We start from the raw sequence: 22,599 nt of genomic DNA on the forward strand, positions 1-22,599 counted from the left end.
TATGAATCGCCTCCAGCTTAGGCCCGCCACAGTGGGATTGCATGACAACGCCATCACCAAATCATCACCAAAGTATCACGCGCTCCCTGAATGCCGGCGAAGACCTGTATAGTCGGGCTTGAACATCACGGATTGGCGGTCGGTGGAACCGGTCGCGGACGGGCCATACGCAGAGGGAGTCAGGGAACGTCATGAGCCGGAGACGTGTCGTATTCGGGCTGGTGATTGCCGTCATTGTCCTGCTGTTGATCGGCGGGCTGTGGGCGCGCCATTGGTGGCAGGCGACCCGTGAGTCGCAGGGCATCGAACGACTGGACTGGCAGGGGCTGGATCTGGGCCTGTCACACCTTGGCGCAACCGGCTTTCAGGTGGCGCTGAACCGATCCGGTCAGCGGTGGGCGATCCGTGGGAGTGATCTGTCCCTGCAATGGCATTGGAAGGGCATGGTCCCTCAGCTTGACCAGCTCCACCTCGACCGGCTTCAGCTGATCGTAACCGGCTCCGAGGCTGACACTCCGGATAGCACGGATGACACCTCGCCACCGAATGAACGGCCCATCTGGCTGCCCCGCCTCGTCAACGTCGACCACTTCCAGGCGACGTTGCCCTGTCAGGCGGGACAATGCGAACTGGCCGGTTCCGCCAGTCTGAGCCTCAACGGCAATCCCTACCCCCTGGCGCTCAGCCTGCAACTGAAACGGGACGGGCATCGTCTGGATCTCCACACAACGCTGGACGGCCAGCCACCGGAACAGATTAACGCCACCGCCCAACTGACCATCGACGGCCAACCCACCCTGACGGCGCAAACCGAATACAGCAGCGGCCCCACCCATCACTGGACCGGGACCGCCCGAATCCCCGAATGGACCCAGGCGCCATGGCTTGCGGACTGGCTACAGCAGTGGACACCGGTACCTGACGACGCCCTGCCCGGCCAACCAGCCGCGGCGAAGCTCGAGGCTCACTGGGCTCTGGACTGGCCCGACGGTCAACCGCCGCTCGAATCCGCGTCCGGCTCTGTAGCCCTACAAGGCGAATTGCCCCAACCCTGGCCGGTGCCCGTTGTCGGCACGGTATCCGGTAACCTGGCGGTCGACCTGGTCGCTTCGAAGGGCCAGTGGCAGGCGCGCTCGCTGCGGTCCGACCTGACCCTGACCCAGCCGGCGGCCTGGGCCGACGCCTTGCCGGCGCTCATCCGGCCAGACTCCCTGACCCTGACAACGCAACCACGTGAGTCCGGAGACAACGCCCCGCCCGGCACCCTGCCCCTGGCCGTCACGCTGACCAGCCAGGGACGCAGCCAGCTCACCCTGGACGGCCGGGTGACCCTGGCCCTGACATCGCCCTGGTCGGTGGCGTTCGACCAGACCCGGCTGACCGGTCGCCTGCCGACAACCCGGGTGGGCGACTGGCAACTGACATCGCCACGGCTGGACCTGACCCTGTCCGGACAGGCGGACGCCACCTCCCTGAAGTTGAAAACGGGCCCCGACGCCCATGCCACGCTGGCCCGGCTCACAGCACCCAATAACCTCGATCTCAAGCTGGACACCGTCCGTGGCGATATTCCCTCGATGACCCTGAATGCCCGCTACCACAAAGACGAACCGGCACTCGACAGCCTGCAACTCAAGGGGCCGGTCTGGCTGTCCGCCGGGCAGATCACGCATCCGCAATTAAAGCCACAGTCCTGGCGCTTCAACGGGTCGCTGGCCAGCACCCTGAAACAATTCGACCTGGACGGCCAGCTCACGGCCCAGTCCGGTGCCGATGCGCAGGTGGCATTGCAGGCGCCGTTTGGTGGTGACCTGAATGCCCAGATCACCAGCCACCTGCAGGCGCCGAAGGACAGTAAAGCCTGGGCGGCCACCTGGGCAGGCTGGCCAAAGCTGCTCGATGTCACGGCGGGGACGGTGGACATCGACACCACGCTGACCCGACCCGCGTCCGGTCCATGGCAACTGGACAACGGCGCCGAGCTCCAGAACGTCGGCGGCACCTTCAACCGGACCGCCTGGAGCGGCATGACCGGTCCCGTTTCAGTGTCCCTGCAGGGCGACCAGCTCACGGCCCGGATGCCGGACCTGTCGATCCAGACGGTCAATCCTGGTGTGCCCATCGGGCCCATCCAGTTCGCCGCTGACTACGCAGCGACCCGTAGCCAGTTCCTCAACGGCACATTGAACCTGCAAACGGCACGGGCAGATCTGGTGGGTGGCCAGGTTCACGTCGAACCGCATCAGTGGAACCTGGCCCGCCTGCCGATCCGGATACCGTTGATCGTCGAGAAACTGGATCTGGAACAGGTCATGAAGCTTTACCCCAGCGAGGATCTGGACGGCTCTGGTCAACTCAGTGGCACCGTACCGGTCCGCATCGGCCGGGACGGCGTGGCGGTGGAAGACGGTGACGTGAGGGCGCTCTCGCCTGGTGGCCGCCTGGTGCTGCCGGGCAGCCGGCTGCAAGCCCTGGCAGGTGACAATATGGCAATGGGCATTGTCGCCGAGGCTATGAAAAACTTTCACTATTCGGTGCTCGACAGCACCATAGACTATGATCGGGACGGCACCCTGCAACTGGGTTTGCACATCGAGGGCAGGAACCCGGATGTCCACGGCGGCCAGCCGGTGGTGCTCAACGTGAACCTGGAAGAGGACATTCCCGCCCTACTGACCAGCCTGCAGCTGAGCGGCCGGGTGAACGATACGGTGACCGAGCGGGTCAAAAAGCTGATCGAGCAACGGCAGAACGACAACACGAAGGAGCAGTAACCATGACGATAACCGGAACCCGGTCCCGGGCGGCGCTGGCTGCCGTGGCACTGGGGTTGATGGCGGCGGCCTGCACGCCGACGGTGAAGATGGAGGCGCCCAAGGAGCCCATCACCGTCAACCTGAACGTGAAGATCCAGCACGAGATCTACGTGAAGGTGGACAAGGACGTGGAAGCACTGTTTGAAGACGAAGGCCTGTTCTGATCGTCATCGCACTGGAGGAGAAACTGACATGACTGTATCCGCACGCATCGGCGCCCTGTTGATCGCGCTCTGCCTCAGCCTGCCGGCCCTGGCGATGGACCTGAACACCGCCAAGGGCAAACTCGAAACCGCCAAGACCCAGGGACTGGTGGGCGAAACCCCGACCGGCTACCTGGAAGTGGTGAAACCCCAGGGCGACGCTGCAGACATCGTCGAGGCCATCAACGAAGCCCGCCGCGCCGAGTACGCCCGCATTGCCGAAAAGCACGGCATCGCGGTGACCAAGGTGGAATCCGTGGCCGGCCAGAAGGCCATCGAAAAAACGCCGTCCGGGCAGTACGTCAAGCAGGATGGGAAGTGGGTCAAGAAGTAGATGGCCGACTCAAGGGGCAGCCCAGCGGGCTGCTCCGAAGCTGAAGCGTCGGCTACATGTCAAAGCTCACTCGAGCGTGTAGCAGATGCTTCAGCTTCTGAGGCGCCAACAGGCGCCCGTCTTCAGGCCAACACCACCCCTCTCAGGCGATCCAACAGTGTTCCTAGCTCACCCACTCCATTAATCCGCTCATCCCACCGCAACGTCGCCGGCGCCCCATCCAGATACCACAGTCGATTGGCCAGCTCGGCCGCATCCGCCGGATCGTGCGTCACGCAGATCATCGCCATCCTGGGACGGCGCGTCAGCAGCGTACGGATCAGATAGCGCAGTTCCGTTGCCCGCTCGGCATCCAGTGAGGCAAAGGGCTCGTCCATCAGCAACAGGTCCGGCTCGATCGCCAGGCACCGGGCCAACGCGGCCCGCCGGGCCATGCCCAGCGACAGCTGGTCCGGCAGTGATTCGGAATGCTCCGACAGCCCCACGTCCGCCAGCAATCGATCGATCGTCTCGTCCGATGCCCCCACCAACCGGATATTCTGGCGCACCGTCCGCCACGGCAGCAGGCGGTGTTCCTGAAACAGGTAAGCCAACCGGATCCGGTCCCGCCCAACCACCGCGTTTTCCGGAAGTCGCGGTACCAGACCGGCAACCGCATTGAGCAGCGTGGTCTTGCCGATCCCCGAGGGCCCCAGCAGACAGACGTGATCGCCCGGCATCACTCGGGTGCGGATGTTCTCCACGACGACTTTGTCATAAGCGAGGCGATCGATCCGCAGTTCAAGCATGTGCGCCTCCAATGTGGCGCCATGCCGAAGCCCGGCGCTCCAGCGGCTGCAACAGAACAATTTCCACCAACTGGACCACCGCGATGAACACCAGGCTGTAGGCCAGGATGGTGGCCACATCGAACACCTGAAAGGCCATATGGAGTTTGAAGCCGATGCCGTCAGAACGCCCCAGCAACTCCACCACCAGCACGATTTTCCAGATCAGCGCCAGGCCGCCACGGGTGGCCGCCATCAGATACGGGAACAGCTGCGGCAGCCAGACCTCACGCACCCGCTGGCCGAAGGTAAAACCGTACACGTCCGCCATCTGCTCCAGCCGGCCATCCAGGCTGCGGGCGCCTTCGCGCAGGGTCACCGTGACATTGGGAACCTTGTTGATCACCACGGCCAGGATGGCCGCCGTCTCCACTAGCCCGAACCAGACATACAACAGGATGATGGTGACCAGGGCCGGCAGGTTGAGGAAGAACACCAGCAGCGGGTCGAGTACCGCATTGGCGCTCGTGTGCCGCCCCATGAAGACGCCCAGGCCGGTGCCCAGCGCCATGGCCAGCACAAAACTGATCGCCACCCGCCACAGGGTGACGCCCAGGTGATGGACCAATTCACCGGAGGCAGTTTCCCGCCAGGCGGCCTGCGCCACGTCCACCGGCGTCGGCAACAGCGGCGTCGCCAGTCCGTGAGCCAGAAGCGCCCAGATGGCCAGCAACGCCGGCAGGGCGATCCAGCGCGTCCAGAAACGGACCGGTGGCGAGGAAGCCGTGGTGACGAGACTGCGGGACATGGTCAACTCGCTCAGGAGGGCGGCGCGTAGAACAGGCGGGCCGGCATCAGGGCCGCCTCACCGGTTCCCAGCAGTGTCAGCAGCCGTTGCAGATCGTCCACCCGGGATGCGGTAAGAGGCGATGGCGCCCCGCTCAGAAAGCCGTCCCGGAGCAGCGCAAAGGTGGCCTCGTCGGTCACCTGCATCATGGGGCGCAGGGCCTGCCAGGCGTCCGGCTCAGTCGACAGGTGTCTCTGGGTCTGTTCCAGGGCCGTCGCAAACCCCGCCAGGATTTCCGCATGGGCGTCGGCCCAATCGTCGCGGAAGACGTAGCCCAGCACCGGCAGGTCGGGATCCAGCTCCAGGGCCGTCAACAGGTCGCGCATGGCGAAGGCACTGCGGAACCGGCCCTCGGCGCGCAAGCGCGCGGCGAAGTGCCAGTAGGTCACGATCGCGTCCAGTTGGCCCCGGCGCAGGGCTTCACTCAACAGGGGCGGTGCCGCGTACTGAATCCGGGCGGAACGGGGCAGGTCCAGTCCCTGTCGCGTGGCCACGGTCTTGAGCAGCATCCAGCCCTTGCTGTCCGGCCCGCCGGCGACGCCCAGACGCAGTCCGGCCAGGTCAGCGACCGATTGCACCGACGAATCCGCGGGGACCACGATGTCACCGATGGACGCGGAGAACGGGAGGTAGCGGTAGTCCATCCCGCGTTCATGCTGGGCCTGCGCCCAGACCAGGTCCGCCACCGCCGAGTCGGCGGAGCCACTGGTGACTGCCAGATGCGATCCGGCCAGGTTGGCAACCGGCTGGACCTGCAACTCAAAGCCGTTGGCCCGGTCCAGCCCGGCCTCCTGCATGGCGACCAGTTCCCAGTGCGCCGTACCAAATTGCAACACGCTGACCCGCAGCGCCGGTTGAGCGGCCAAGGCGGTTGACAGCAACCAGCCGGCCAGCATCAGGGCTGGCTTCAGCGGGGTCCGGAAAAGCGGTCTCAGGTTCATGTACTCACGATACGAACCCCACCAGGGCGCCAGAATAGTACTTTAGTGCCTGTTTTTTGGTGCGATGGTCGCATTCAAGCCACACGCCTTATGGCGTGTAATGGGATCAAACAATAGAGGACAGCTGGCCCGGCGATCCGCCGCCAGCCTGTCATGAATAATCAAGAGGTCTGGCCATGTTCAGAAGCATGCTGAACCTGGCGTTGCTGGTCAGCCTGGCCGTCCCGGCCCTGGCTGAATCGATACCAGATACCGCCAGTAGGGCTCTCGCCGATAACCCAGCGCTGTTTTCAAGCGACGGCTTTCGCCAGGATCGCTATCGCAGCCCCACACCCGAAGCCGCCCCCGGCGCGACGACCATCGACACGCCCGGACTGCAGGCGATGCTGGCCGAGCGTCCCGATCTGGTCCTGATCGACGTGATCAATGCCGAATACCGGCACGATCGCTTTTTACAGGATGAACCGCACCACACCATTCCCCAGGCGCACTGGCTGCCGAACACCGGCAAGGGCCAGATCGACGCCCTGTGGAAAAACTACCTGCTGGACAATCTGGCGCAGCTGACGGGCGATCGCCCGGACCAGCCGGTGGTGGTGTTCTGTAAATCCGACTGCTGGCTGTCCTGGAATGCGGTCAAGCGCATTACCGAAGCGGGCTACAGTCACGTCTACTGGTACAAGGATGGTATCGACAGCTGGATGGGCGCAGGACTGCCGACCCGGATCGCCGATCCGGTCAAACCCACGCATTCATGAGGACGGGGCTATGACTTCTCCGCTTGCCTTCACCGATACCCTGGACGACAACTTGGGCTATGCTACGCCTGAGAAACCCGAGATTGACGAAACCCGAGCACCCGACTGCATGGAACCTGCCTACAAGATACTGATCGCCGACGACCACCCGCTGTTTCGTGAAGCCATTACCAGTGTGATCGAAGCCGGTTTTGGCGGCAGCGAAGTGGTGGAAACGGACGACCTGGACACCGCCCTGGAGCTGACCCGGGAACAGGATGACTTCGACCTGATCCTGCTGGATCTCAACATGCCGGGGATGCACGGGCTCAACGGGCTGATTGCCCTGCGCAACGAGGCCCCGACGATTCCGGTGGTGATTGTTTCCGCCGAGGAAGACAAACAGGTGGTGCTGCAGGCGATCACCTACGGGGCGGTGGGCTTCATCACCAAATCCTCGCCCCGGGCGCAGATGACCCAGGCGATCGAACAGATCCTGGCGGGGAATGTGTACCTGCCGTCGGACATCATCCGCACCGGCAAGGAAAACACCCGGCGCCATCGCCACGACGAGAACAACATCTCACCGGAGCTGCTCAACTCCCTGACCCGCCGCCAACTGCTGGTGCTGGAGCGGATGTCCAAGGGCGAGTCGAACAAGCAGATTGCCTACAACCTCAACATCGCCGAGACCACGGTGAAAGCCCACGTGTCCGCCATCCTGCGCAAGCTGGGGGTGCACAATCGGGTGCAGGCGATCCTGTCGGCGAGTGATATCGATTTTAATCAATATTTGAAGCGTTAAACGGGGCTAACCATGCGGGTAGGTTGGGCTGACGCAGGAAGCCCAACATGTCATCGTCTGTCTCCCTCATGCCATTCCCCGGGAAAAGGCAGGCTGGCGATTCCCGCGACGAAACCTCACGATCGTTCCAAAGAACGTTGGGCTTCCTGCGTCAGCCCAACCTACCCGTCGCTCCCCGCCCCGGGGCACGATCACCTACCCCAACAAGAGATGATGCAGCACACTCCGTAGCTTCAGCGGCTTCACCGGCTTGTTGATCAGGTGATAGCCGAGGCCGCGAATGTGCTGCTTGAGCTCGTTGGTGTAATTGGCGGTGATCATCACCACCGGCACCGCGTCATCACGCCGGGCATGAATGGCGGCGACGGCATCGACGCCGTTCTCGTCGTTATCCAGGTGGTAGTCGGCGAGGATCAGATCCACCGGCGTGCCCGAAATATCCAGCTGCTCGTCCAGATCGTCCACGGACACCGCCGTCACGACCTCACACCCCCACCCTTCCAGCAGGGTGCGCATGCCATCGCAGATGGACCGGTCGTTGTCGATCACCCAGACCCGGCTGCCATCGAGAGACTGCGGATGGACCGGCACGGACGCGTCGGTCGGTTGCTGGTCCGGCCGCAACTGCCCGAGAGGGACTTCCACGGCAAACATCGACCCCTGGCCTTCCACCGAATGTACGGTAATCCGGTGATCCAGCATCCGGGCAATCTTGTCCACAATGGCCAGCCCAAGACCCAATCCCTTGTCCTGCGGCGCGCCGGCGGGGCGAATGCGTTTGAACTCCTGGAAGATCTCGGTGAGCTTGTCGGCAGGAATGCCCGGTCCGGTGTCCCAAACCTCCAGCATCACGCTGTGGCGCTTGCGGCGGCAGCCCAGCAGGATGCGGCCCTCGCCCGTGTAGCGTATGGCGTTGGTGAGGAAATTGCGCAGGATGCGGGCCAGCAGCTGGGAGTCCGACTCCACCACGGCCGAGCACGGCACGAAGTGCAGGTCGATGCCCTCGGCCGTCGCCATCTGGCGGAACTCCCGGGCGATGTTGTTGAGCAGGTCACGCAGGTCGAAGGCGTTGATGTCGGGCTTGATCACGCCCGCATCCAGTTTGGAGATGTCCACCAGCGTGCCCAGCAGATTCTCCACATCGTCGAGGGAGGTGCTGACCGAGCGCACCAGACCTTCAGCACGCGGGCCGAAGGACTGCTCCATCAGGGCGCTGGTGAACAGGCGTGCGGCGTTGAGCGGCTGCAGCAGGTCGTGGCTGACGGCCGCCAGGAATTTGGTCTTGGACAGGTTGGCCCGTTCCGCTTCCATCTTGGCGTCACGCAGCCGCGCCTCGATCACCGCCCGCTCGCTGATCTCCTGGCGCAGCTTGTTGTTGAGGCCGGTGAGCGCGGCGGTGCGTTCCTTCACCCGCTGCTCCAGGTTGTCGTAAGCCTGTTGCAGGGCCAGCGCGGTGCGGCGGCGGTCGGTGATGTCGCGGATCAGGACGAAGAAGCCGATGACACGACCGTCACTGCCCCGGTTGGGCACATAGGAGCGCAACATGTAACGCTGCTGGCCGCGGGCGTTGCTCTCCTCGAATTCGAAGGTGACGTTGTTGCCCGCCAGCGCGTCCTCGACGTGCGGCATCAACCGGGCGTAGAGCTCCGGCGTGTGCACATCTTCCAGGTGACGTCCCAAAAGCGACTGGCTGCCGTCGCCGTACCAGGCCTCATAGACCTTGTTGCAGAACTGCACGGTCAGGTCCGCGCCGACATAGGCGATCAATGCGGGCACGTGGTCGGTGACGACGCGGATCCAGCGCTCGCTTTCGCGCAGGGTTTCGGCGTAGCGGTAGCGCTCGGTAATGTCAGTGTAGGTGTTGACGTAACGCCCGTCTGTCATGGGGTGGGTGCGGATTTCCAGTACCCGGCCGTCCCGTGCCCGGTGTTCCAGCGCGTGGCAGGGCTGGCCCTGCGCATCCACGCTGGCCGGCGTCAGCAGCGGCGTGTCGGACAGGGCCATCAAGGCATCGACGCGGGTGTCCTGGCTCACCTGGCTTGGCAACAGTCCGGTCAGGGTAACGAAGCGGTCGTTCCAGATTTCCGGCTTGCCTTCCTCGTTCACCAGCACCACGCCCTGGGACAGGTTATCCACCGTCGATTGCAGCAGACGGGACTTTTCCGCCAGCGCCCGCTCCCGACGTTCGTCCTCGGTGTTCTTCACGTCGGTGATGTCGGAGTACAGGATTACCAACCCGCCTTCCCGGGTGGGGCGTTCACTGACCTGCACCCAGCGCCCGTTGGCCAGGCGATAGACCACGCCGCCGGACTGGCTGTCCCGCTGCTCTTCCACCACCAGGCCGGTTTCCACGGCCAGGCGCTTCATGTCGGCGATGGCCACGCCGGGCTGGATGGCCTCGCCGTTGTCCGCCCAATAGCTGCGGAAGCGGCTGTTGGTGAGCACCACGCGGTGCCGGTGATCGAACAGGACAAAGCCGTCAGCGATGCTCTCAATCGCGTCGATCAGACGCTGACTGGCGGTTTCGGCGTCTTCCCGGGCGGCGATCAGGGCGCGGTTGCTCGACTTGAGTTCGGCCATCGCCAGGTTCAGGGCTTCGGTGCGCTCCCGTACCTGCTCGGCCAGCACGACGGAATGCTCGAAGGCAGCATAGGGCGCCGGCTTGTGGGCACCGCTGGACTCCACCCGGGTAATCAGAGCGTCCCGGATGGTCCGTAGGCGGGCGTTTTCCGCCTCCAGCTCGGCGATGCGCTGATCCCGCGCATCCGGCTCATTCGCGATCGGCAGGGGGCTGGCCAATGACCACTCCGGTAAAGGTCTGGTTGATGTGCATGCCATCGAACTGTTCGCCGTAGGTGTTGAAGCCGATGACCCGGTGCTCCACCAGAAAATCGGACGTCTCCTGCACGAAGCCGGAATACTCGGCTTCCAGCCGGCGCAGGAAGCAGTCGCAACCAATGGTCAGGAGCGGCGGACCAACTAGCTCTTCGGCCAGCGCCAGCTGTTCGCGCAGGTTGGCCAATAGTGGCCCGGGGCGCATGGCGGTCAGCACGATGCCGGTTTCCACCGCGCAGTAGAAGGTCAGGCTGCCGTCGTCATTGACCCGCTGGACAGACCGAACGAAATACTGATCGCCAATACGCACCGCCATGGGCCGCAGGGCAAACACCTTGCGATCCAGTTCGGCGACGGTGACGCCGGCCGCTCGGGCATAGGCTTCCGCCGCCGGCTCGGCATTGAGTTCGTAGACGGTGCGTTGCTCACTGTCGGCCCGGGTCACGACCAGTTTGTCGTCCCCTTCCAGCATGTGGTGGGTCGAGAAGACCCGGAAATCGAGTGAGGTGTTCACCATCAGGACGATGGCGGCGTTGGTGTGGAAGGCACCCTGAAAATAGACATGGGTGTTGGCCAGGCGCTCGTCGTCGCCGGCGGACCCGCCAAAATGGGGAATGCTGCCCAGTGCTGCATTGAGCGTTGTCAGGACCAGTTCCTCCCGGCTCGAGAGGCCATCCAGCAAGGTGATGGCGAAGGTGTGCCCCTTAACCGGCGCCAGCGACGCTTCGCGGAACGTGGCCAGCAGGTTGTCCACAAGGCTCTGGGCGTCCTGCAGGCTGAATTGTTCCAACTCACCGATCAGCGCGCAGTCCACGGAAAAATAGCGACGGTCAAAACCGATGGCCGTGATGCAGCCTCGCCCGTAACCTTTCGGCGTGATTTCCCCGGCGGAGGTGCAGCCGGTGACCTGGATTTCCGGAAAGACGTGTTCCAGGGCAATACCCAGCCTGGCCAGGTCGTACTCGGCGGAGCAGAAAAACAGCACACAGGCCAGATCGGGATGGTAGAGCTGGCTGGCCAGACTGGTGGCAGCCAGCTGTGGGTCGCGGGCATCGGAGCTGGCCACGCGGACCGGTGCAACGGAGGTAACGGGTAGCATGGCTTTGGGCTCGCAACCAGAATGTTTCCACTCCGATTCTACGCGCTCCAGCCACGCGTCCAATTCAACTTCAGTGCCGCTGCGGGCACGACGCATTCGAACGTAGGCCATTGATTCTCAAGCTCTGAAAACGCCCATCAACACCCTTACAGCCGCACCCGGCCGGCAAAACGACACTTTGGTAGTAGGCGGCCGGCCCGATTCACCGGCCGCCTGCTTCGCCTGCCGGGTCAGAACAGCACGATGGCACCCAGGGCGATGGTGTCCGCATCGGCGGCATCGGCGCCGGTGGACTTGGTGGTCTGCTCGAACATGTTGTATTCGGCAACCAGCTTGAAGTTACTGTTGATGTCGTGGAACAGGCCGATGGACGTGTTCTCGGTTTCGAAATCACCGATATCGGAGTCCGTTTCACCGTAGGACAGCACCAGTTTGTTGGAACCCAGCTGGTAGGCGCCCTGCACCAGGAAACCGTCGGCGTTGTCTTCCGGCAATGCGGCGGCCTGGTTGGTGATCAGCACGGGCGGATCGCCATCCGAGTTGAAGCCGGAGGCGGCCAGGGTCAGGCCGGCCACGCTGGCTTTGAGGCCGTAGCCCACAGCGGATGAATTCACCTCGGTATCGGTGGTGTCGCTCTTCGAGGTCTGGTAGCGGCCGTTCACCCAGGCGGTCAGGGCCACGCCGTTGAGATCCATGTTGTAGGTGATCTCGGATTCGAAGCGGGGCGCTTCCTCATAGGCGTCGGAACCGGCAGTCGAGGCCGGATCCAGAATACCGGCCGCGATGTTCAGGCCACCCATATCCGGAGACCGGTAGGTGATCTGGGCGGTCGGCGTCGGATAGGCGTAACCGGTGCGGATGTTGCCGAACGATACGCCACCCGGCGCGCCCGGCGATCCGAAGCCCATCAGGATCTCATCCAGGAAGATGTTGTTGCGGGAATACAGGCCAAAGTCCTTACCGATCAGCACCTGACCGAAGCTGCCGTCCACCGTGGCGTAGAACTGGCGCACGTCGATCGAGGTATCGGTGGGTGAATCCAGGCTGTCGTTGATGCTGGTCCAGAAGGAGGACCGGCCGCCCAGGGTCAGGTCGCCCATCTCCTTGCTGAAGTTGAAGCCGATGGTATTGGGCAGGAAACCCATCTTGACCCGGGACTGGCGCACGTCGGCGATGTTGTCGTCCCGGTTCACGTAGAACGCGTTGAAATAGCCGTCCGCAGAGAAAGTCGTTCCGTCCTCGTTATAGAGCTCGACGGCCGCATTGGCCTGCGCGGCCACACCCGCGGCAATCGCGAGCGCGAGAAGCTTCTTGTTGTTCATCATAGCCCCCAGATGTTGTTGTTCGATCATCAGGGTCGCCGGACAGCGGGACCGGTCGCCCTGGCAGGCATCCGTCGGGATGCACAGGCCCATGGTCGGTTAAGGGCTGTGGGGGAGATATGCGCCAAGAGCGCTGATTTGGCGGTCTTTTGGGAGGTAACACAGAAGCGACTTTAGCCTTACGACCGTACCGGCCGATGGTGCTATACCGGAGAGTTACTGCCAGTTCTGGAGAGCTTTGACGCAATCATCGAGAAAGGGTTTGGGATCCGCCATGACGGCTTCGTCCGCCACCACGCCAAACTGTACGCAGCCGGCGTAGCTGACAATGCTCACCCCCAGTCCGATGTCGCCGGACTGGGGCACCCAGAACATCTGTTCTCGCACCCTGCAACCGGCCAGATAGCGCGGCTCCGGCGTGCCCGGGACGTTGGAAACCACCGCGCTGGCCTTACGGCAGAACAGGTCCGCCACCGATTGCTGCCAGCCCCGGGGCAGGAGTCCGGCCGAACACATCAGCCCCCAGGAAATCCCCGGTTGCCAGGAGCGCTTGAGGCGGCGGGTCTCATGCTTCACCCGGTACAGGCACTCCAGCGGGCTGTGGGCATCCACCGGCAACGGCACGAAGACGGTGCCGAACAGGTTGCCCAGTTCGCCGGGTTCGGGCTTCACCGAGTCCGGCAGCAGGCCGCGGATATCCACCGGTACCGCAGCGTGGAGCAATACCTCTTCCAGATCCAGCTCGTCGTTTTCCAGCTGCTTCCGCAGGGCCTGGGCCACACAGGCCAGCAACACATCGTTGATCTTGCAGTGTGTGGTGTTGGCGATGTGACGGAACGCCGCCAGCGGAATCGGCGCCGACCAGCGACACTGGCGTCGGCCCAGCAGACCCGGTTTGAGGCGCGTCGGCGTGTCTTCCGGCTCCAGCACGTATTCGCTGAGTTCGTTGACCAGTTTCAGCCCGGTCCAGGCGGCCTTTTCCAGTTGCCGCCGACGTTTCGACAGAGCGTCGGCCGGCTCGTCCGAGGCCTCGACATCTTCCACGCGGCCCTCATCCGCCAGGGTGACCTGCGACTGCAGCCAATCCCAGCCCGCATCCAGCCAGCGATTGGCGCCGGTGATCCGATCGCCGCCGGCCAGGTCCGGCGGCATGGCGTCGGGTGCGGTGGTGGTCAGCGCGTTGAACAGTTCAATCAGGGACAGGCCATCGGCGTAGCAATGGTGCATGCGCAGCAACAGCGCCGCCCCACCCTGGGCCCGGGGAATCAGCCAGAAGCCCCAGCGCGGACGGTAGTCCGGCATCGGCTGGTTGAGGCGGGCCGACAGCCATTCCTGCAGGCGCGCTTCGTCCATGGGTTCGGGTTCAACGTGGACGTGGTGGCGCAGGCGGAACAGGTCGTCCTCTTCCCAGACCCAGGCCGCGCCCTTGCGAACCGGTCGACAGCGGAAACGGGCAATGCGCAGCCAGTGGTTCTCGAGGAAATGCCGAAAGACGGGGGCCGTCAGACCGTCCACCCGCAACAGGACGGTAATGGTCATGGGGTTGGCGGGAGACTCCATGGAAAGCCAGGCGGCATCGACCGGGGACAATAAGCTGGATTCCATGTGACTCAACGTCTGACCCTAACTGATGCGGTAGCTGAACAACGCCCCGGTGGTTGTTATTGGTACCGGTGACATTCCCATGACAGGCAAAGCATTGTGCCAGACATGCAGGACCCGCTCCATATCGCCTGCCACAAACTGAAAAACCCGTAACAACGCGATATTACAAAAAATAACCCGCACCCGGGCGGACATCCTTATACTCGGGGTAAGGAAAAGATTGCACCCTAACTTGTCATCCCGGGCCAAAGCAGTATTAAGACCATGGTCTAACGACTACCCTAACCCCCTGATTCTTCGTGCTATAACTTGGGGTGACCCAAATGGCAGCGAAAAAGGGGTAATCCGCGCCAATAAAGGTCTGGAATAATGGGTTAGTGTCCACTCAGAGACACCAGCACTGACCGGGTGAACCTCACAAAACAATAAGCCGTGCCGTTCATTTCTGACGTATAACCAGGCAGGGCACCATAACCCGGATACGGGAGGCCGACATGAAAGCAAGTCACGTTCGCAAGCTGATCAAGCCGATCGACAGCGCCTATTCGGAGATGTTCTCAGGCCGCGTCTATCGCGTGGGCAAGGGCGCGGTGTCCGTGCGCAACCACAGCGGTGAAGCGGAACAGACGGTGATTGGTGTTCACGGCTTCCTGGAAAACCATTGTTACTTCACCCAGGCCTACGAGTCCCCCACCACCGAGCTGATCCTGCTGACCTGCAGCAACTACCACATTCCGGTCAACGGCGTGACGCCGGAGACGCCGGACTGGGAAGTGCCGATCAAACACCTGGAAGCCACCATCGAATACGACGCCTGTATCCTGAACCAGGCGCTGGCCAACCTGCCGACCACCGAACGGGTCCGGCTGCACGGCCACTCCCGCGGCGGCGCGGTCATTCTGGAAGGCGTCCGCCAGCGTCCGGAGCTGTACGAGAACGTGGAAGTGGTGCTGGAAGCGCCGGTGCTGCCCCAGGCCAGGCTGCACGCACTGGTGACCACCCTGCTGGAACCGGTGAGCCACGGCATGTGGCCCTGGCTGATCCGTCTGATCAACACCGCGCCGTCATCGGCCTACGGCCAGACCTTCTTCGGCAAGATGAACCCGCGCAAGAAACAGCTGCTGAGTCACCTGTTCTCCGCGACCCGGGATCACCTGACCATCGTGCGCAACATCGAGAACATCATGGCGTGGATGGAGCGCACCCCGACGGACGTCTACAACGACATCCGCCACGGCACCTTCCTGATTCCGCAGGTGGATCGCATCCTCGACCGCGGCGCCATGCTCAACAGCGCCCGCCAGAGCCCGACCACCATGCGCATCATTGAAACCGAAGCGCCCAGCCACTTCATCACGCTGGACAGCAAGGAGTGGATTCCGTCGCTGGAGACCTTGCCCCAGGCGTCGTCCGGGTTGGCTTGAATCGACTCAGAGACTGACAGCCGACTCATCGAGAGTGAGACGCCGTAAAACCCCTCGCCCCTGGCGGGAGAGGGGCTTGGGGAGAGGGAGTGAATGACTGGAATTCGGGCGCTAAGAATTTCCTCAGGCGCCGTCGACCAGCTTGTCCAACTGGGACTGAATTTCCGATTCGAACCGCGACTTGAACGGTCGCAGCATCAGACCCAGCTCCAGGTGCACCTGCAATTCTTCCGGCGTCACGTTGAGATGCCCTTTCACGCCGCTGCGCTTGAAACGCAGGGTGTCGCCTTCCCACTGGTAATCCACATCGAACTGTTTGGACAGATCCTGGGCCAGGGATTCGGCGGCCTGGCGGGCGTGGTCGTGATCGAGGGAGTGGTGACGGTTGATATCAATGGTGGACATGCTTACCCCGGTAAATGATGGAAAGGTTGATTCGGGCGCCTTCTGGGAGGGCCTTTAAATGGTTTACCCGGCAGTTTAAGGCTTTCCCATACGGGCGCAACCGGGTGCCTGACAACGCTTCCCGCTTGTAGCCTGCCGTCTTCCCGTTAGAATACAGGATTGCCCGGCGAGGACGGCTGAATGTTCAGCCCGCGCCTTCATTTCCCGAGGGGACCACTGCTCATGACTGACCCGCAGACCAAACACGCCGAGACCCAGTCGTCACCGGACGAAAGCACCGACTTCGGCTATCGCCAGGTGCGGCGTTCAGAAAAGGCTGGCCAGGTGGCAGAGGTCTTCCATTCCGTAGCCGGCAAGTACGACATCATGAACGACCTCATGTCGATGGGCATCCACCGGCTGTGGAAACGGTTCACCATCGAACTGAGCGGCGTGCGTCCCGGCCACCGCGTACTGGACATTGCCGGCGGCACCGGCGACCTGACCATGAAGTTCTCCGACCTGGTGGGCCGTGACGGGCAGGTGGTGCTGGCCGACATCAACGCGTCGATGCTGCAGGTGGGCCGTAGCCGCCTTACCGACCGCGGCTACGTGGGCAACATCGAGTACGTCCAGGCGGACGCCGAGCACCTACCCTTCCCGGACAACAGCTTCAACGCCGTTAGCATCGCTTTCGGCCTGCGCAACGTCACCGACAAGGACCAGGCCCTGCGCGACATGTGCCGGGTGCTGAAGCCCGGTGGAAAACTACTGGTGCTGGAGTTCTCCAAGCCCACCAACCCGCTGCTGAACAAGGCGTATGACCTGTATTCCTTCAACGCCCTGCCGCTGATGGGCCAGCTCATCGCGGGCGACAGCAGCAGCTATCAGTACCTGGCGGAATCCATCCGCATGCACCCGGACCAGGAGACACTCAAGGGCATGATGGATACGGCCGGTTTCGTACAGACCCGCTACCACAACATGACCGGCGGCATCGTCGCCCTGCACGCCGGGATCAAGCCCTGATGTTTCCAGGCCCGACCCTGCAGGCGGCGGTCACCCAGGTCGTCGAACAAGCCCTCAACCGGGCGCTGGCCCTGGATCCGGCGGGACGCCAATCCCTGCTGGACGCCGTGGCGGCGCCGGTGCAGTTCGATTTCAGCGGTCTCGGGCTCTGCCTGTCCCTGCGGACGGTGGGCGAACAGGTGCAGGTGGGCAGCACGCCGCCGGAGGACGCCGTGTTGATCGTCAGCGGGCGCCCCATGGCGTTTGCAGCGCTCGCCCAGGGCGACGATCGGGTCTTCAGCGACGAGCGGCTGCAGGTGCAGGGCGATGTCAGCCGGGCCCATGCGCTGCAGCGCGCCCTGGCGCAGCTCCAACCCGACTGGGAGGCCGCGCTGGCCCGCTACACCGGTGATGTGCCGGCGCATTTCATCGGTCAGCGCGTGCGCGGCGCCCTGCGCTGGCAGAAGCAGGCGTTCGCCTCGCTGAACGCCAACCTGGAAGAGTACATCCACGAAGAAAGCCGGTCCCTGCCCGGGCGCAACGAACTGGCCGCCACCTTTGAAGACATCGACCAACTGGCCCTGCAGACCGACCGTCTGGCCGCCCGCCTGGACCGCCTGCAACAGCAGCTCGATGCCGATTCATCCCCGTCGACGGAGTCGTCGTGACGCGCATTCAACGCCTTTTCCGCATTGCCTGGGTTTTCAGCAAGTACCGACTGGACGAATTCCTCCCCCTGGCCGACCTGCCCTGGCCACTGCGGTTCCTGCTGCTGTTCGCTCCCTGGCACCTGTTCCCGACCTATCGTGCCAGCCGGGGGGAGCGACTGCGCCTGGCCCTGGAGGAACTGGGCCCGATCTTCGTCAAGTTCGGCCAGATCCTGTCCACCCGCCGCGACCTGTTGCCGGACGACATGGCCAACGCCCTGCAGCAACTCCAGGACCGGGTGCCGCCGTTTCCCGGCAGCGAGGCCCAGGCCATTGTGGAAGACTCCCTCGGCCAGTCCGTCGGTCAGCTGTTCAAGACCTTCGACAGCAACCCCATGGCGTCCGCCTCGGTAGCCCAGGTCCACGAGGCGACCCTGCATTCCGGACAGTCCGTGGTGGTCAAGGTCATCCGCCCCGGCATTGACCGGGTCATCCGCCAGGACATTGCGCTGATGCTGATGATGGCTGCGGCGCTGGAGCGGTACTGGTCGGAAGGCCGGCGCCTGCGTCCGGTCGAGGTGGTGCGCGATTACGAGCAGACCATCCACGACGAACTGGACATGCAGCGCGAGGCCGCCAACGCCTCCCAGTTGCGTCGCAATTTCGAGGGTTCCACGCTGATTTACATCCCGGAAGTGTTCTGGGACTACACCGCCCGCAAGGTGCTGGTGATGGAGCGCGTCCAGGGCATTCCCGTCGCCGACACCCAGGCCCTGAATGCCGCCGGCGTGAACATGAAGGTGCTGGCCGAGAAAGGCGTGGAAATCTTCTTCACCCAGGTGTTCCGGGACAGTTTCTTCCACGCGGATATGCACCCGGGCAATATCTTCGTGGACGCCAGCAACCCGCAGGATCCGCGCTACATCGCCATCGATTTCGGCATCGTCGGCACCCTGGCGCCGGAAGACCAGAGTTACCTGGCCCGCAACCTGCTCGCCTTCTTCCGCAGGGACTACCGGCAGGTGGCCGAACTGCACATCCAGTCCGGCTGGATTCCGGCGCACACCCGGGTCAACGAATTCGAGGCCGCCATCCGCACCGTGTGCGAGCCGATTTTCGAACGCCCGCTGAGCGAGATTTCCTTCGGTCACTTCCTGCTGCGCCTGTTCCAGACCGCCCGGCGCTTCGAGATGGAGGTCCAGCCACAGCTGGTCCTGCTGCAGAAAACCCTGCTTAACGTGGAAGGCCTGGGTCGCCAGCTTTATCCCGAGCTGGATCTGTGGAGCACCGCCCAGCCCTTCCTGGAAACCTGGATGCGCCGTCGCATCGGCCCACCGGGCATGTTCAAGACCCTCAAGGAACACCTGCCCGCCTGGCTGGAACAGTCGCCGGAAATGCCGCAACTGGTGCACGACGCGCTGTTGCGGGTACGCGACCTGGATCGCGCCCCGGCCGCCGATCAGGCTACACTGAAGGCCTTACAGGACGCCGAGGAAGGCCGTCGCCGCAGTTTCCGGCGCACGCTGCTGGGCGTGGCCTGCCTGGCCGGCGCCTGGCTGACCACACAACCGGTCAGTTGGGCCGCGATCTCGACCATCCCCACCCAGGGCTGGATCCTGATTGCCGCCGCCGGCTGGCTGTTGATTGGCCGGCGCACCTGAACGAGACACAACCGGACCGGAGAACCATGCAAGACACGACTGCCATCCCCACCGACTGGCTGGATGAGATCAAGTGGGACGACCAGGGCCTGGTGCCCGCCATCGCCCAGGACGCCGCCAGCGGCGATATCCTGATGATGGCCTGGATGAATCGCGAAGCCCTGGAGCTGACCGCCGCGGAAAATCGCGCCATCTACTGGTCGCGCTCGCGCGGCAAACTCTGGCGCAAGGGCGAGTCCTCCGGCCACGTGCAGCAGGTGTCCGAAATCCGCCTGGACTGCGATGCCGACGTGATCGTCCTGAAAGTCGAGCAACTGGGCGGCATTGCCTGCCACACCGGACGGCGCAGCTGTTTTTACCGGCGCCTCGAAGACGGCCAGTGGGTCAGCGTCGAGCCGGTGCTGAAAGATCCGGACGCCATTTACGGTCACAAGGGAGATCCGTCCGCATGAGTGATACTCGGAACGATGTATTGGGCGAGCTGGCCAAGGTTCTGGAAGCGCGCAAGGCCGCGAGTCCCGACAGTTCCTACGTCGCCAGCCTGCACCACAAGGGCCTGAACAAGATCCTGGAAAAGGTCGGCGAGGAATGCACCGAGATGCTGCTGGCCGCCAAAGACGCGCAGCAGACGGGCGAGAAAGACAAGCTCATCTACGAGACCGCGGACCTGTGGTTCCACAGCCTGGTCGCCCTGTCTCACCTGGGCCTGGGACCGGATGACGTCCTGCAGGAACTGGCGCGACGCTTCGACCTGTCCGGCCTGGACGAGAAGGCGGCCCGAAAGCCGCAATAAAACAGTAACAAACAACGACTACTGTGCCGTCTGGTAACCGCTCCGTCATCTGCGGCTTTACCAACCCCGTTGCAGGTAGCGTACAATCAAAGACACAACACCTATCGTGAGGGCTCTGACATGGGTATCAGCATCTGGCAACTACTGATCGTTCTCGGCATTGTGGTCCTCCTGTTCGGCACCAAGAAACTGCGCAATATCGGTACCGACCTGGGCGGAGCGGTCCGTGGCTTCAAGAAATCCATGGCCGACGAAGACCAGAACCAGAAAAAGGAGTCACTGGACCAGAGCGAGGACGGCAACGTTTACGAAGCCACCCGCACTGAATCCGCTGACAAGAAAACCCACAGCTGAGCCGACGCCCGATGTTCGACATTGGCTTCATGGAGCTGCTGATCTGCGGCATCATCGCCCTGCTGGTGCTGGGCCCCGAGCGTTTGCCCGGTGCCGCCCGCAGTGCGGGCCGCTGGGTCGGACGCACGCGCCGGCTGGTGCGGCAGTTCACCAGTGAGCTGGATCGGCAGATCAAGGCCGAAGAGCTCAAGGAGCAGCTCCGCAAGGAAGGCGGGATCGACCTGGATGGCGTCGAGAAGAACGTCCGCGACGGCCTGAGCAAGGCCCGTGACTACGAGCACCTGCTGGTGTCCGACGAGGACAAACGCAGCGATCGCCCGGCACCGCCCGCCCGTGAGGAAGCCCTGGAAGAAGCCGGCTACTACGCCGAGCAGGACGCGGCCGCCGCCGCTGAACAGCGCGCCTCCGATTCCGATGCCCCGCAGGACAAACAGGCCACACCGGAAAACCGAACATGACGTCGCGCCCCTCTGGAGATGCCGTGTCCTCCACCGACGAGGAAAAGCTCAAGACGCCACCGCCCGCCAACGACGGTCCGGACGAGGAAGAACTTCATCAGGAAATGTCGCTGATCGACCACTTGCTGGAGTTGCGCAACCGGCTGCTCAAGATGGTGTTGGCGACCCTGATCTGCTTTGCCGGGATCTACCCGTTCGCCAACAAGATCTACCTGTGGATCTCCCAGCCCCTGCGCGACCTGCTGCCAGAAGGCCAGGTGATGATCGCCACGGACGTCACCTCACCGTTCTTCGCACCGTTAAAGCTGGCGCTGGTGCTGTCGGTGTTCGTGGCCATCCCCTACATCCTCTACCAGCTGTGGAGCTTTGTGGCGCCCGGCCTGTATCGCCATGAGAAGAAGCTGGCTTTCCCGCTGCTGTTCTCATCGGTCGTGCTCTTCTACCTGGGTGCCGTTTTTGCCTACTTCGTTGTCTTTCCGCTGGTGTTCGGCTTCTTCACCACGGTCGGGCCGGAAGGCATTTCCGAGATGCCCGACATCAGCAGCTACCTGACCTTCGTGCTGAAGATGTTCTTTGCCTTCGGGGTGGCGTTCGAGATTCCCATTGCCGTCATCCTGATGATCCTGGCGGGCATCACCACGCCGGAAGATCTGGCCGCCAAACGCCCCTACGTGGTCGTGGGCTGCTTCATCATCGGCATGCTGCTGACCCCGCCGGACATCATCTCCCAGACCCTGCTGGCCGTGCCCATGTGGGTGCTGTTCGAGCTGGGCATCCTGTTTGGCCGACTGGCCCGCCGGCGCACGGAAGACGCACCCGCCGACGAGGCGCCATGAACCTCGGCCTGCTGTTCGACGAGGATTTCGTGGACGACAACCGGGTGATCTTGCGGGACCGGCGCCGCAAGCACCTGGAAGAGGTCCTGAAGGTCGACGTTGGCGATCGCGTGCCGCTGGGCCGCGTCAACGGCGCGATGGGTTACGGCACCGTCGATTTCCTGGACGCCCGCGAAGCCCGCCTCTCGGTCACCCTCGACACGCCGCCGCCGGCGCCCTTACCGCTGACCCTGGTACTGGCCATGCCGCGCCCCAAGATGTTCCGACGCGTCCTGCAGACCTGCGCGGCCCTGGGCGTAAAGGACATCTGGCTGATCAACGCCTACAAGGTGGAAAAAAGCTTCTGGCAGACGCCCTGGCTCTCCGACGCTCACCTGCGTGACAACCTGACGCTGGGGCTGGAACAGTCGAAAGACACGCAGATGCCCGAGGTGCACATCCGCCAGCGCTTCAAGCCGTTCGTGGAGGACGAGCTGCCCGGCCTGATGCGGGAACGCCCCGGCCTGGTCGCCCATCCCGGCACCGACGTGCCCTGCCCCGCGCACACCAACACCCCGGCGACCCTGTGCATCGGTCCGGAAGGCGGTTTTATTCCCTACGAGGTGGATAAACTGGTGGAAGCCGGCGCGCGGGCCGTCCACCTGGGTTCACGCATTTTACGGGTGGAAACGGCGGTGCCGGTGCTGGTGAGTCGCCTGTTCGACGCCTGCGAATTCTGAGCCT

The 22,599-nt window shown here is 63.5% G+C and carries 23 protein-coding genes; 15 read left to right on the top strand and 8 right to left on the bottom strand.

Annotated elements, in window-relative coordinates; genetic code table 11:
* The first annotated feature begins 191 nt into the window (after positions 1-191).
* From JL474_RS15850 to JL474_RS15860, 3 genes are read left to right on the top strand one after another with little or no spacing between them, the layout of a single operon-like run.
* Entirely contained in the window at positions 192-2,774 is a 2,583-nt protein-coding gene (locus JL474_RS15850; RefSeq protein WP_203142845.1) for a YdbH domain-containing protein, read from the top strand.
* Between the two features lie 2 nt (positions 2,775-2,776).
* Entirely contained in the window at positions 2,777-2,980 is a 204-nt protein-coding gene (locus JL474_RS15855) for a YnbE family lipoprotein (protein ID WP_123634043.1), read from the top strand.
* Between the two features lie 28 nt (positions 2,981-3,008).
* The gene (locus JL474_RS15860; RefSeq protein WP_123634044.1) at positions 3,009-3,353 is read left to right on the top strand and encodes a YdbL family protein; all 345 of its coding nucleotides are present in this window, start codon (positions 3,009-3,011) and stop codon (positions 3,351-3,353) included.
* Positions 3,354-3,475: 122 nt separating this feature from the next.
* On the opposite strand, the gene JL474_RS15865 is transcribed toward JL474_RS15860, so the two are convergent.
* The 3 genes from JL474_RS15865 to JL474_RS15875 are packed head-to-tail and all read right to left on the bottom strand — an operon-like array spanning position 3,476 to position 5,908.
* A complete protein-coding gene (locus JL474_RS15865; protein ID WP_203142846.1) occupies positions 3,476-4,141 on the bottom strand; it encodes an ABC transporter ATP-binding protein in 666 nt (221 codons plus the stop codon).
* Positions 4,134-4,928: an ABC transporter permease gene (locus JL474_RS15870; protein WP_203142847.1), complete on the bottom strand. Its 795-nt coding sequence runs from the start codon at positions 4,926-4,928 to the stop codon at positions 4,134-4,136. The genes JL474_RS15865 and JL474_RS15870 overlap by 8 nt, the downstream gene beginning before the upstream one ends.
* An 11-nt stretch (positions 4,929-4,939) precedes the next feature.
* Entirely contained in the window at positions 4,940-5,908 is a 969-nt protein-coding gene (locus JL474_RS15875; protein WP_203142848.1) for an ABC transporter substrate-binding protein, read from the bottom strand.
* Positions 5,909-6,084: 176 nt separating this feature from the next.
* Between JL474_RS15875 and JL474_RS15880 the strand changes: the two genes are divergently transcribed.
* Positions 6,085-6,666: a rhodanese-like domain-containing protein gene (locus tag JL474_RS15880; RefSeq protein WP_203142849.1), complete on the top strand. Its 582-nt coding sequence runs from the start codon at positions 6,085-6,087 to the stop codon at positions 6,664-6,666.
* A gap of 109 nt (positions 6,667-6,775) precedes the next feature.
* On the top strand, positions 6,776-7,450 hold the full coding sequence (locus tag JL474_RS15885; protein ID WP_203142968.1) for a response regulator transcription factor: 675 nt from the start codon (positions 6,776-6,778) through the stop codon (positions 7,448-7,450).
* Between the two features lie 195 nt (positions 7,451-7,645).
* Here JL474_RS15885 and JL474_RS15890 read toward each other — a convergent pair whose 3' ends face one another.
* The 4 genes from JL474_RS15890 to JL474_RS15905 all read right to left on the bottom strand — a co-directional run bounded on the left by JL474_RS15890 (position 7,646) and on the right by JL474_RS15905 (position 14,311).
* Positions 7,646-10,288, bottom strand: coding sequence for a hybrid sensor histidine kinase/response regulator (locus JL474_RS15890; RefSeq protein WP_203142850.1), 2,643 nt, complete (start codon positions 10,286-10,288; stop codon positions 7,646-7,648).
* The gene (gene nosP, locus JL474_RS15895; RefSeq protein WP_236012321.1) at positions 10,221-11,384 is read right to left on the bottom strand and encodes a nitric oxide-sensing protein NosP; all 1,164 of its coding nucleotides are present in this window, start codon (positions 11,382-11,384) and stop codon (positions 10,221-10,223) included. Before nosP ends, JL474_RS15890 begins: the two co-directional genes overlap by 68 nt.
* Before the next feature lie 230 nt (positions 11,385-11,614).
* The gene (locus tag JL474_RS15900) at positions 11,615-12,709 is read right to left on the bottom strand and encodes a porin (RefSeq protein ID WP_407944067.1); all 1,095 of its coding nucleotides are present in this window, start codon (positions 12,707-12,709) and stop codon (positions 11,615-11,617) included.
* Positions 12,710-12,922: 213 nt separating this feature from the next.
* Positions 12,923-14,311, bottom strand: a complete 1,389-nt coding sequence (locus JL474_RS15905) for a WS/DGAT domain-containing protein (protein ID WP_328797835.1) — start codon at positions 14,309-14,311, stop codon at positions 12,923-12,925.
* A gap of 494 nt (positions 14,312-14,805) precedes the next feature.
* Here JL474_RS15905 and JL474_RS15910 point away from each other — a divergent pair, with 494 nt between their 5' ends.
* The gene (locus JL474_RS15910) at positions 14,806-15,735 is read left to right on the top strand and encodes an alpha/beta hydrolase (protein WP_203142853.1); all 930 of its coding nucleotides are present in this window, start codon (positions 14,806-14,808) and stop codon (positions 15,733-15,735) included.
* A 123-nt stretch (positions 15,736-15,858) separates the two neighbouring features.
* Here the strand turns inward: JL474_RS15910 and JL474_RS15915 are convergent, their stop codons facing one another.
* Positions 15,859-16,140 (bottom strand): polyhydroxyalkanoic acid system family protein, encoded by a 282-nt coding sequence (locus JL474_RS15915; RefSeq protein ID WP_123634052.1) that lies wholly within the window; start codon positions 16,138-16,140, stop codon positions 15,859-15,861.
* A 222-nt stretch (positions 16,141-16,362) separates the two neighbouring features.
* Here JL474_RS15915 and ubiE point away from each other — a divergent pair, with 222 nt between their 5' ends.
* The 9 genes from ubiE (at position 16,363) to JL474_RS15960 (ending at position 22,595) form a co-directional block, all read left to right on the top strand.
* Entirely contained in the window at positions 16,363-17,148 is a 786-nt protein-coding gene (gene ubiE, locus JL474_RS15920; protein ID WP_236012302.1) for a bifunctional demethylmenaquinone methyltransferase/2-methoxy-6-polyprenyl-1,4-benzoquinol methylase UbiE, read from the top strand.
* Positions 17,148-17,795, top strand: coding sequence for a ubiquinone biosynthesis accessory factor UbiJ (locus JL474_RS15925; protein ID WP_203142855.1), 648 nt, complete (start codon positions 17,148-17,150; stop codon positions 17,793-17,795). The genes ubiE and JL474_RS15925 overlap by 1 nt, the downstream gene beginning before the upstream one ends.
* Complete coding sequence (gene ubiB, locus JL474_RS15930; protein WP_123634055.1) at positions 17,792-19,435, top strand: ubiquinone biosynthesis regulatory protein kinase UbiB; 1,644 nt, start codon at positions 17,792-17,794, stop codon at positions 19,433-19,435. The genes JL474_RS15925 and ubiB overlap by 4 nt, the downstream gene beginning before the upstream one ends.
* A 26-nt stretch (positions 19,436-19,461) precedes the next feature.
* Positions 19,462-19,887 (top strand): phosphoribosyl-AMP cyclohydrolase, encoded by a 426-nt coding sequence (gene hisI, locus JL474_RS15935; protein ID WP_123634056.1) that lies wholly within the window; start codon positions 19,462-19,464, stop codon positions 19,885-19,887.
* Positions 19,884-20,228, top strand: a complete 345-nt coding sequence (locus JL474_RS15940) for a phosphoribosyl-ATP diphosphatase (protein ID WP_203142856.1) — start codon at positions 19,884-19,886, stop codon at positions 20,226-20,228. Before hisI ends, JL474_RS15940 begins: the two co-directional genes overlap by 4 nt.
* Positions 20,229-20,348: 120 nt before the next feature.
* Positions 20,349-20,582 (top strand): Sec-independent protein translocase subunit TatA, encoded by a 234-nt coding sequence (gene tatA, locus JL474_RS15945; protein WP_203142857.1) that lies wholly within the window; start codon positions 20,349-20,351, stop codon positions 20,580-20,582.
* A gap of 11 nt (positions 20,583-20,593) precedes the next feature.
* Positions 20,594-21,040: a Sec-independent protein translocase protein TatB gene (tatB, locus tag JL474_RS15950; RefSeq protein WP_123634059.1), complete on the top strand. Its 447-nt coding sequence runs from the start codon at positions 20,594-20,596 to the stop codon at positions 21,038-21,040.
* A gap of 104 nt (positions 21,041-21,144) precedes the next feature.
* Complete coding sequence (gene tatC, locus JL474_RS15955; RefSeq protein ID WP_223807854.1) at positions 21,145-21,876, top strand: twin-arginine translocase subunit TatC; 732 nt, start codon at positions 21,145-21,147, stop codon at positions 21,874-21,876.
* On the top strand, positions 21,873-22,595 hold the full coding sequence (locus JL474_RS15960; protein ID WP_123634061.1) for a 16S rRNA (uracil(1498)-N(3))-methyltransferase: 723 nt from the start codon (positions 21,873-21,875) through the stop codon (positions 22,593-22,595). Before tatC ends, JL474_RS15960 begins: the two co-directional genes overlap by 4 nt.
* Positions 22,596-22,599 lie beyond the last annotated feature (4 nt).

It is taken from the genome of Marinobacter mangrovi, from assembly GCF_016798325.1.
Lineage (GTDB): Bacteria > Pseudomonadota > Gammaproteobacteria > Pseudomonadales > Oleiphilaceae > Marinobacter_A > Marinobacter_A mangrovi.

Bases quoted from the DNA above. Each gene is read 5' to 3' on its own strand.
- nosP (WP_236012321.1), bottom strand. From the start codon at position 11,384: ATGCTACCCGTTACCTCCGTTGCACCGGTCCGCGTGGCCAGCTCCGAT.
- JL474_RS15900 (WP_407944067.1), bottom strand. From the start codon at position 12,709: ATGATGAACAACAAGAAGCTTCTCGCGCTCGCGATTGCCGCGGGTGTG.
- JL474_RS15885 (WP_203142968.1), top strand. From the start codon at position 6,776: ATGGAACCTGCCTACAAGATACTGATCGCCGACGACCACCCGCTGTTT.
- JL474_RS15875 (WP_203142848.1), bottom strand. From the start codon at position 5,908: ATGAACCTGAGACCGCTTTTCCGGACCCCGCTGAAGCCAGCCCTGATG.
- JL474_RS15925 (WP_203142855.1), top strand. From the start codon at position 17,148: ATGTTTCCAGGCCCGACCCTGCAGGCGGCGGTCACCCAGGTCGTCGAA.
- JL474_RS15855 (WP_123634043.1), top strand. From the start codon at position 2,777: ATGACGATAACCGGAACCCGGTCCCGGGCGGCGCTGGCTGCCGTGGCA.
- JL474_RS15910 (WP_203142853.1), top strand. From the start codon at position 14,806: ATGAAAGCAAGTCACGTTCGCAAGCTGATCAAGCCGATCGACAGCGCC.
- hisI (WP_123634056.1), top strand. From the start codon at position 19,462: ATGCAAGACACGACTGCCATCCCCACCGACTGGCTGGATGAGATCAAG.
- JL474_RS15850 (WP_203142845.1), top strand. From the start codon at position 192: ATGAGCCGGAGACGTGTCGTATTCGGGCTGGTGATTGCCGTCATTGTC.
- ubiE (WP_236012302.1), top strand. From the start codon at position 16,363: ATGACTGACCCGCAGACCAAACACGCCGAGACCCAGTCGTCACCGGAC.
- JL474_RS15860 (WP_123634044.1), top strand. From the start codon at position 3,009: ATGACTGTATCCGCACGCATCGGCGCCCTGTTGATCGCGCTCTGCCTC.
- JL474_RS15870 (WP_203142847.1), bottom strand. From the start codon at position 4,928: ATGTCCCGCAGTCTCGTCACCACGGCTTCCTCGCCACCGGTCCGTTTC.
- JL474_RS15905 (WP_328797835.1), bottom strand. From the start codon at position 14,311: ATGGAATCCAGCTTATTGTCCCCGGTCGATGCCGCCTGGCTTTCCATG.
- JL474_RS15880 (WP_203142849.1), top strand. From the start codon at position 6,085: ATGTTCAGAAGCATGCTGAACCTGGCGTTGCTGGTCAGCCTGGCCGTC.
- JL474_RS15960 (WP_123634061.1), top strand. From the start codon at position 21,873: ATGAACCTCGGCCTGCTGTTCGACGAGGATTTCGTGGACGACAACCGG.
- tatA (WP_203142857.1), top strand. From the start codon at position 20,349: ATGGGTATCAGCATCTGGCAACTACTGATCGTTCTCGGCATTGTGGTC.
- JL474_RS15940 (WP_203142856.1), top strand. From the start codon at position 19,884: ATGAGTGATACTCGGAACGATGTATTGGGCGAGCTGGCCAAGGTTCTG.
- tatB (WP_123634059.1), top strand. From the start codon at position 20,594: ATGTTCGACATTGGCTTCATGGAGCTGCTGATCTGCGGCATCATCGCC.
- JL474_RS15890 (WP_203142850.1), bottom strand. From the start codon at position 10,288: ATGGCATGCACATCAACCAGACCTTTACCGGAGTGGTCATTGGCCAGC.
- JL474_RS15915 (WP_123634052.1), bottom strand. From the start codon at position 16,140: ATGTCCACCATTGATATCAACCGTCACCACTCCCTCGATCACGACCAC.
- JL474_RS15865 (WP_203142846.1), bottom strand. From the start codon at position 4,141: ATGCTTGAACTGCGGATCGATCGCCTCGCTTATGACAAAGTCGTCGTG.
- tatC (WP_223807854.1), top strand. From the start codon at position 21,145: ATGTCGCTGATCGACCACTTGCTGGAGTTGCGCAACCGGCTGCTCAAG.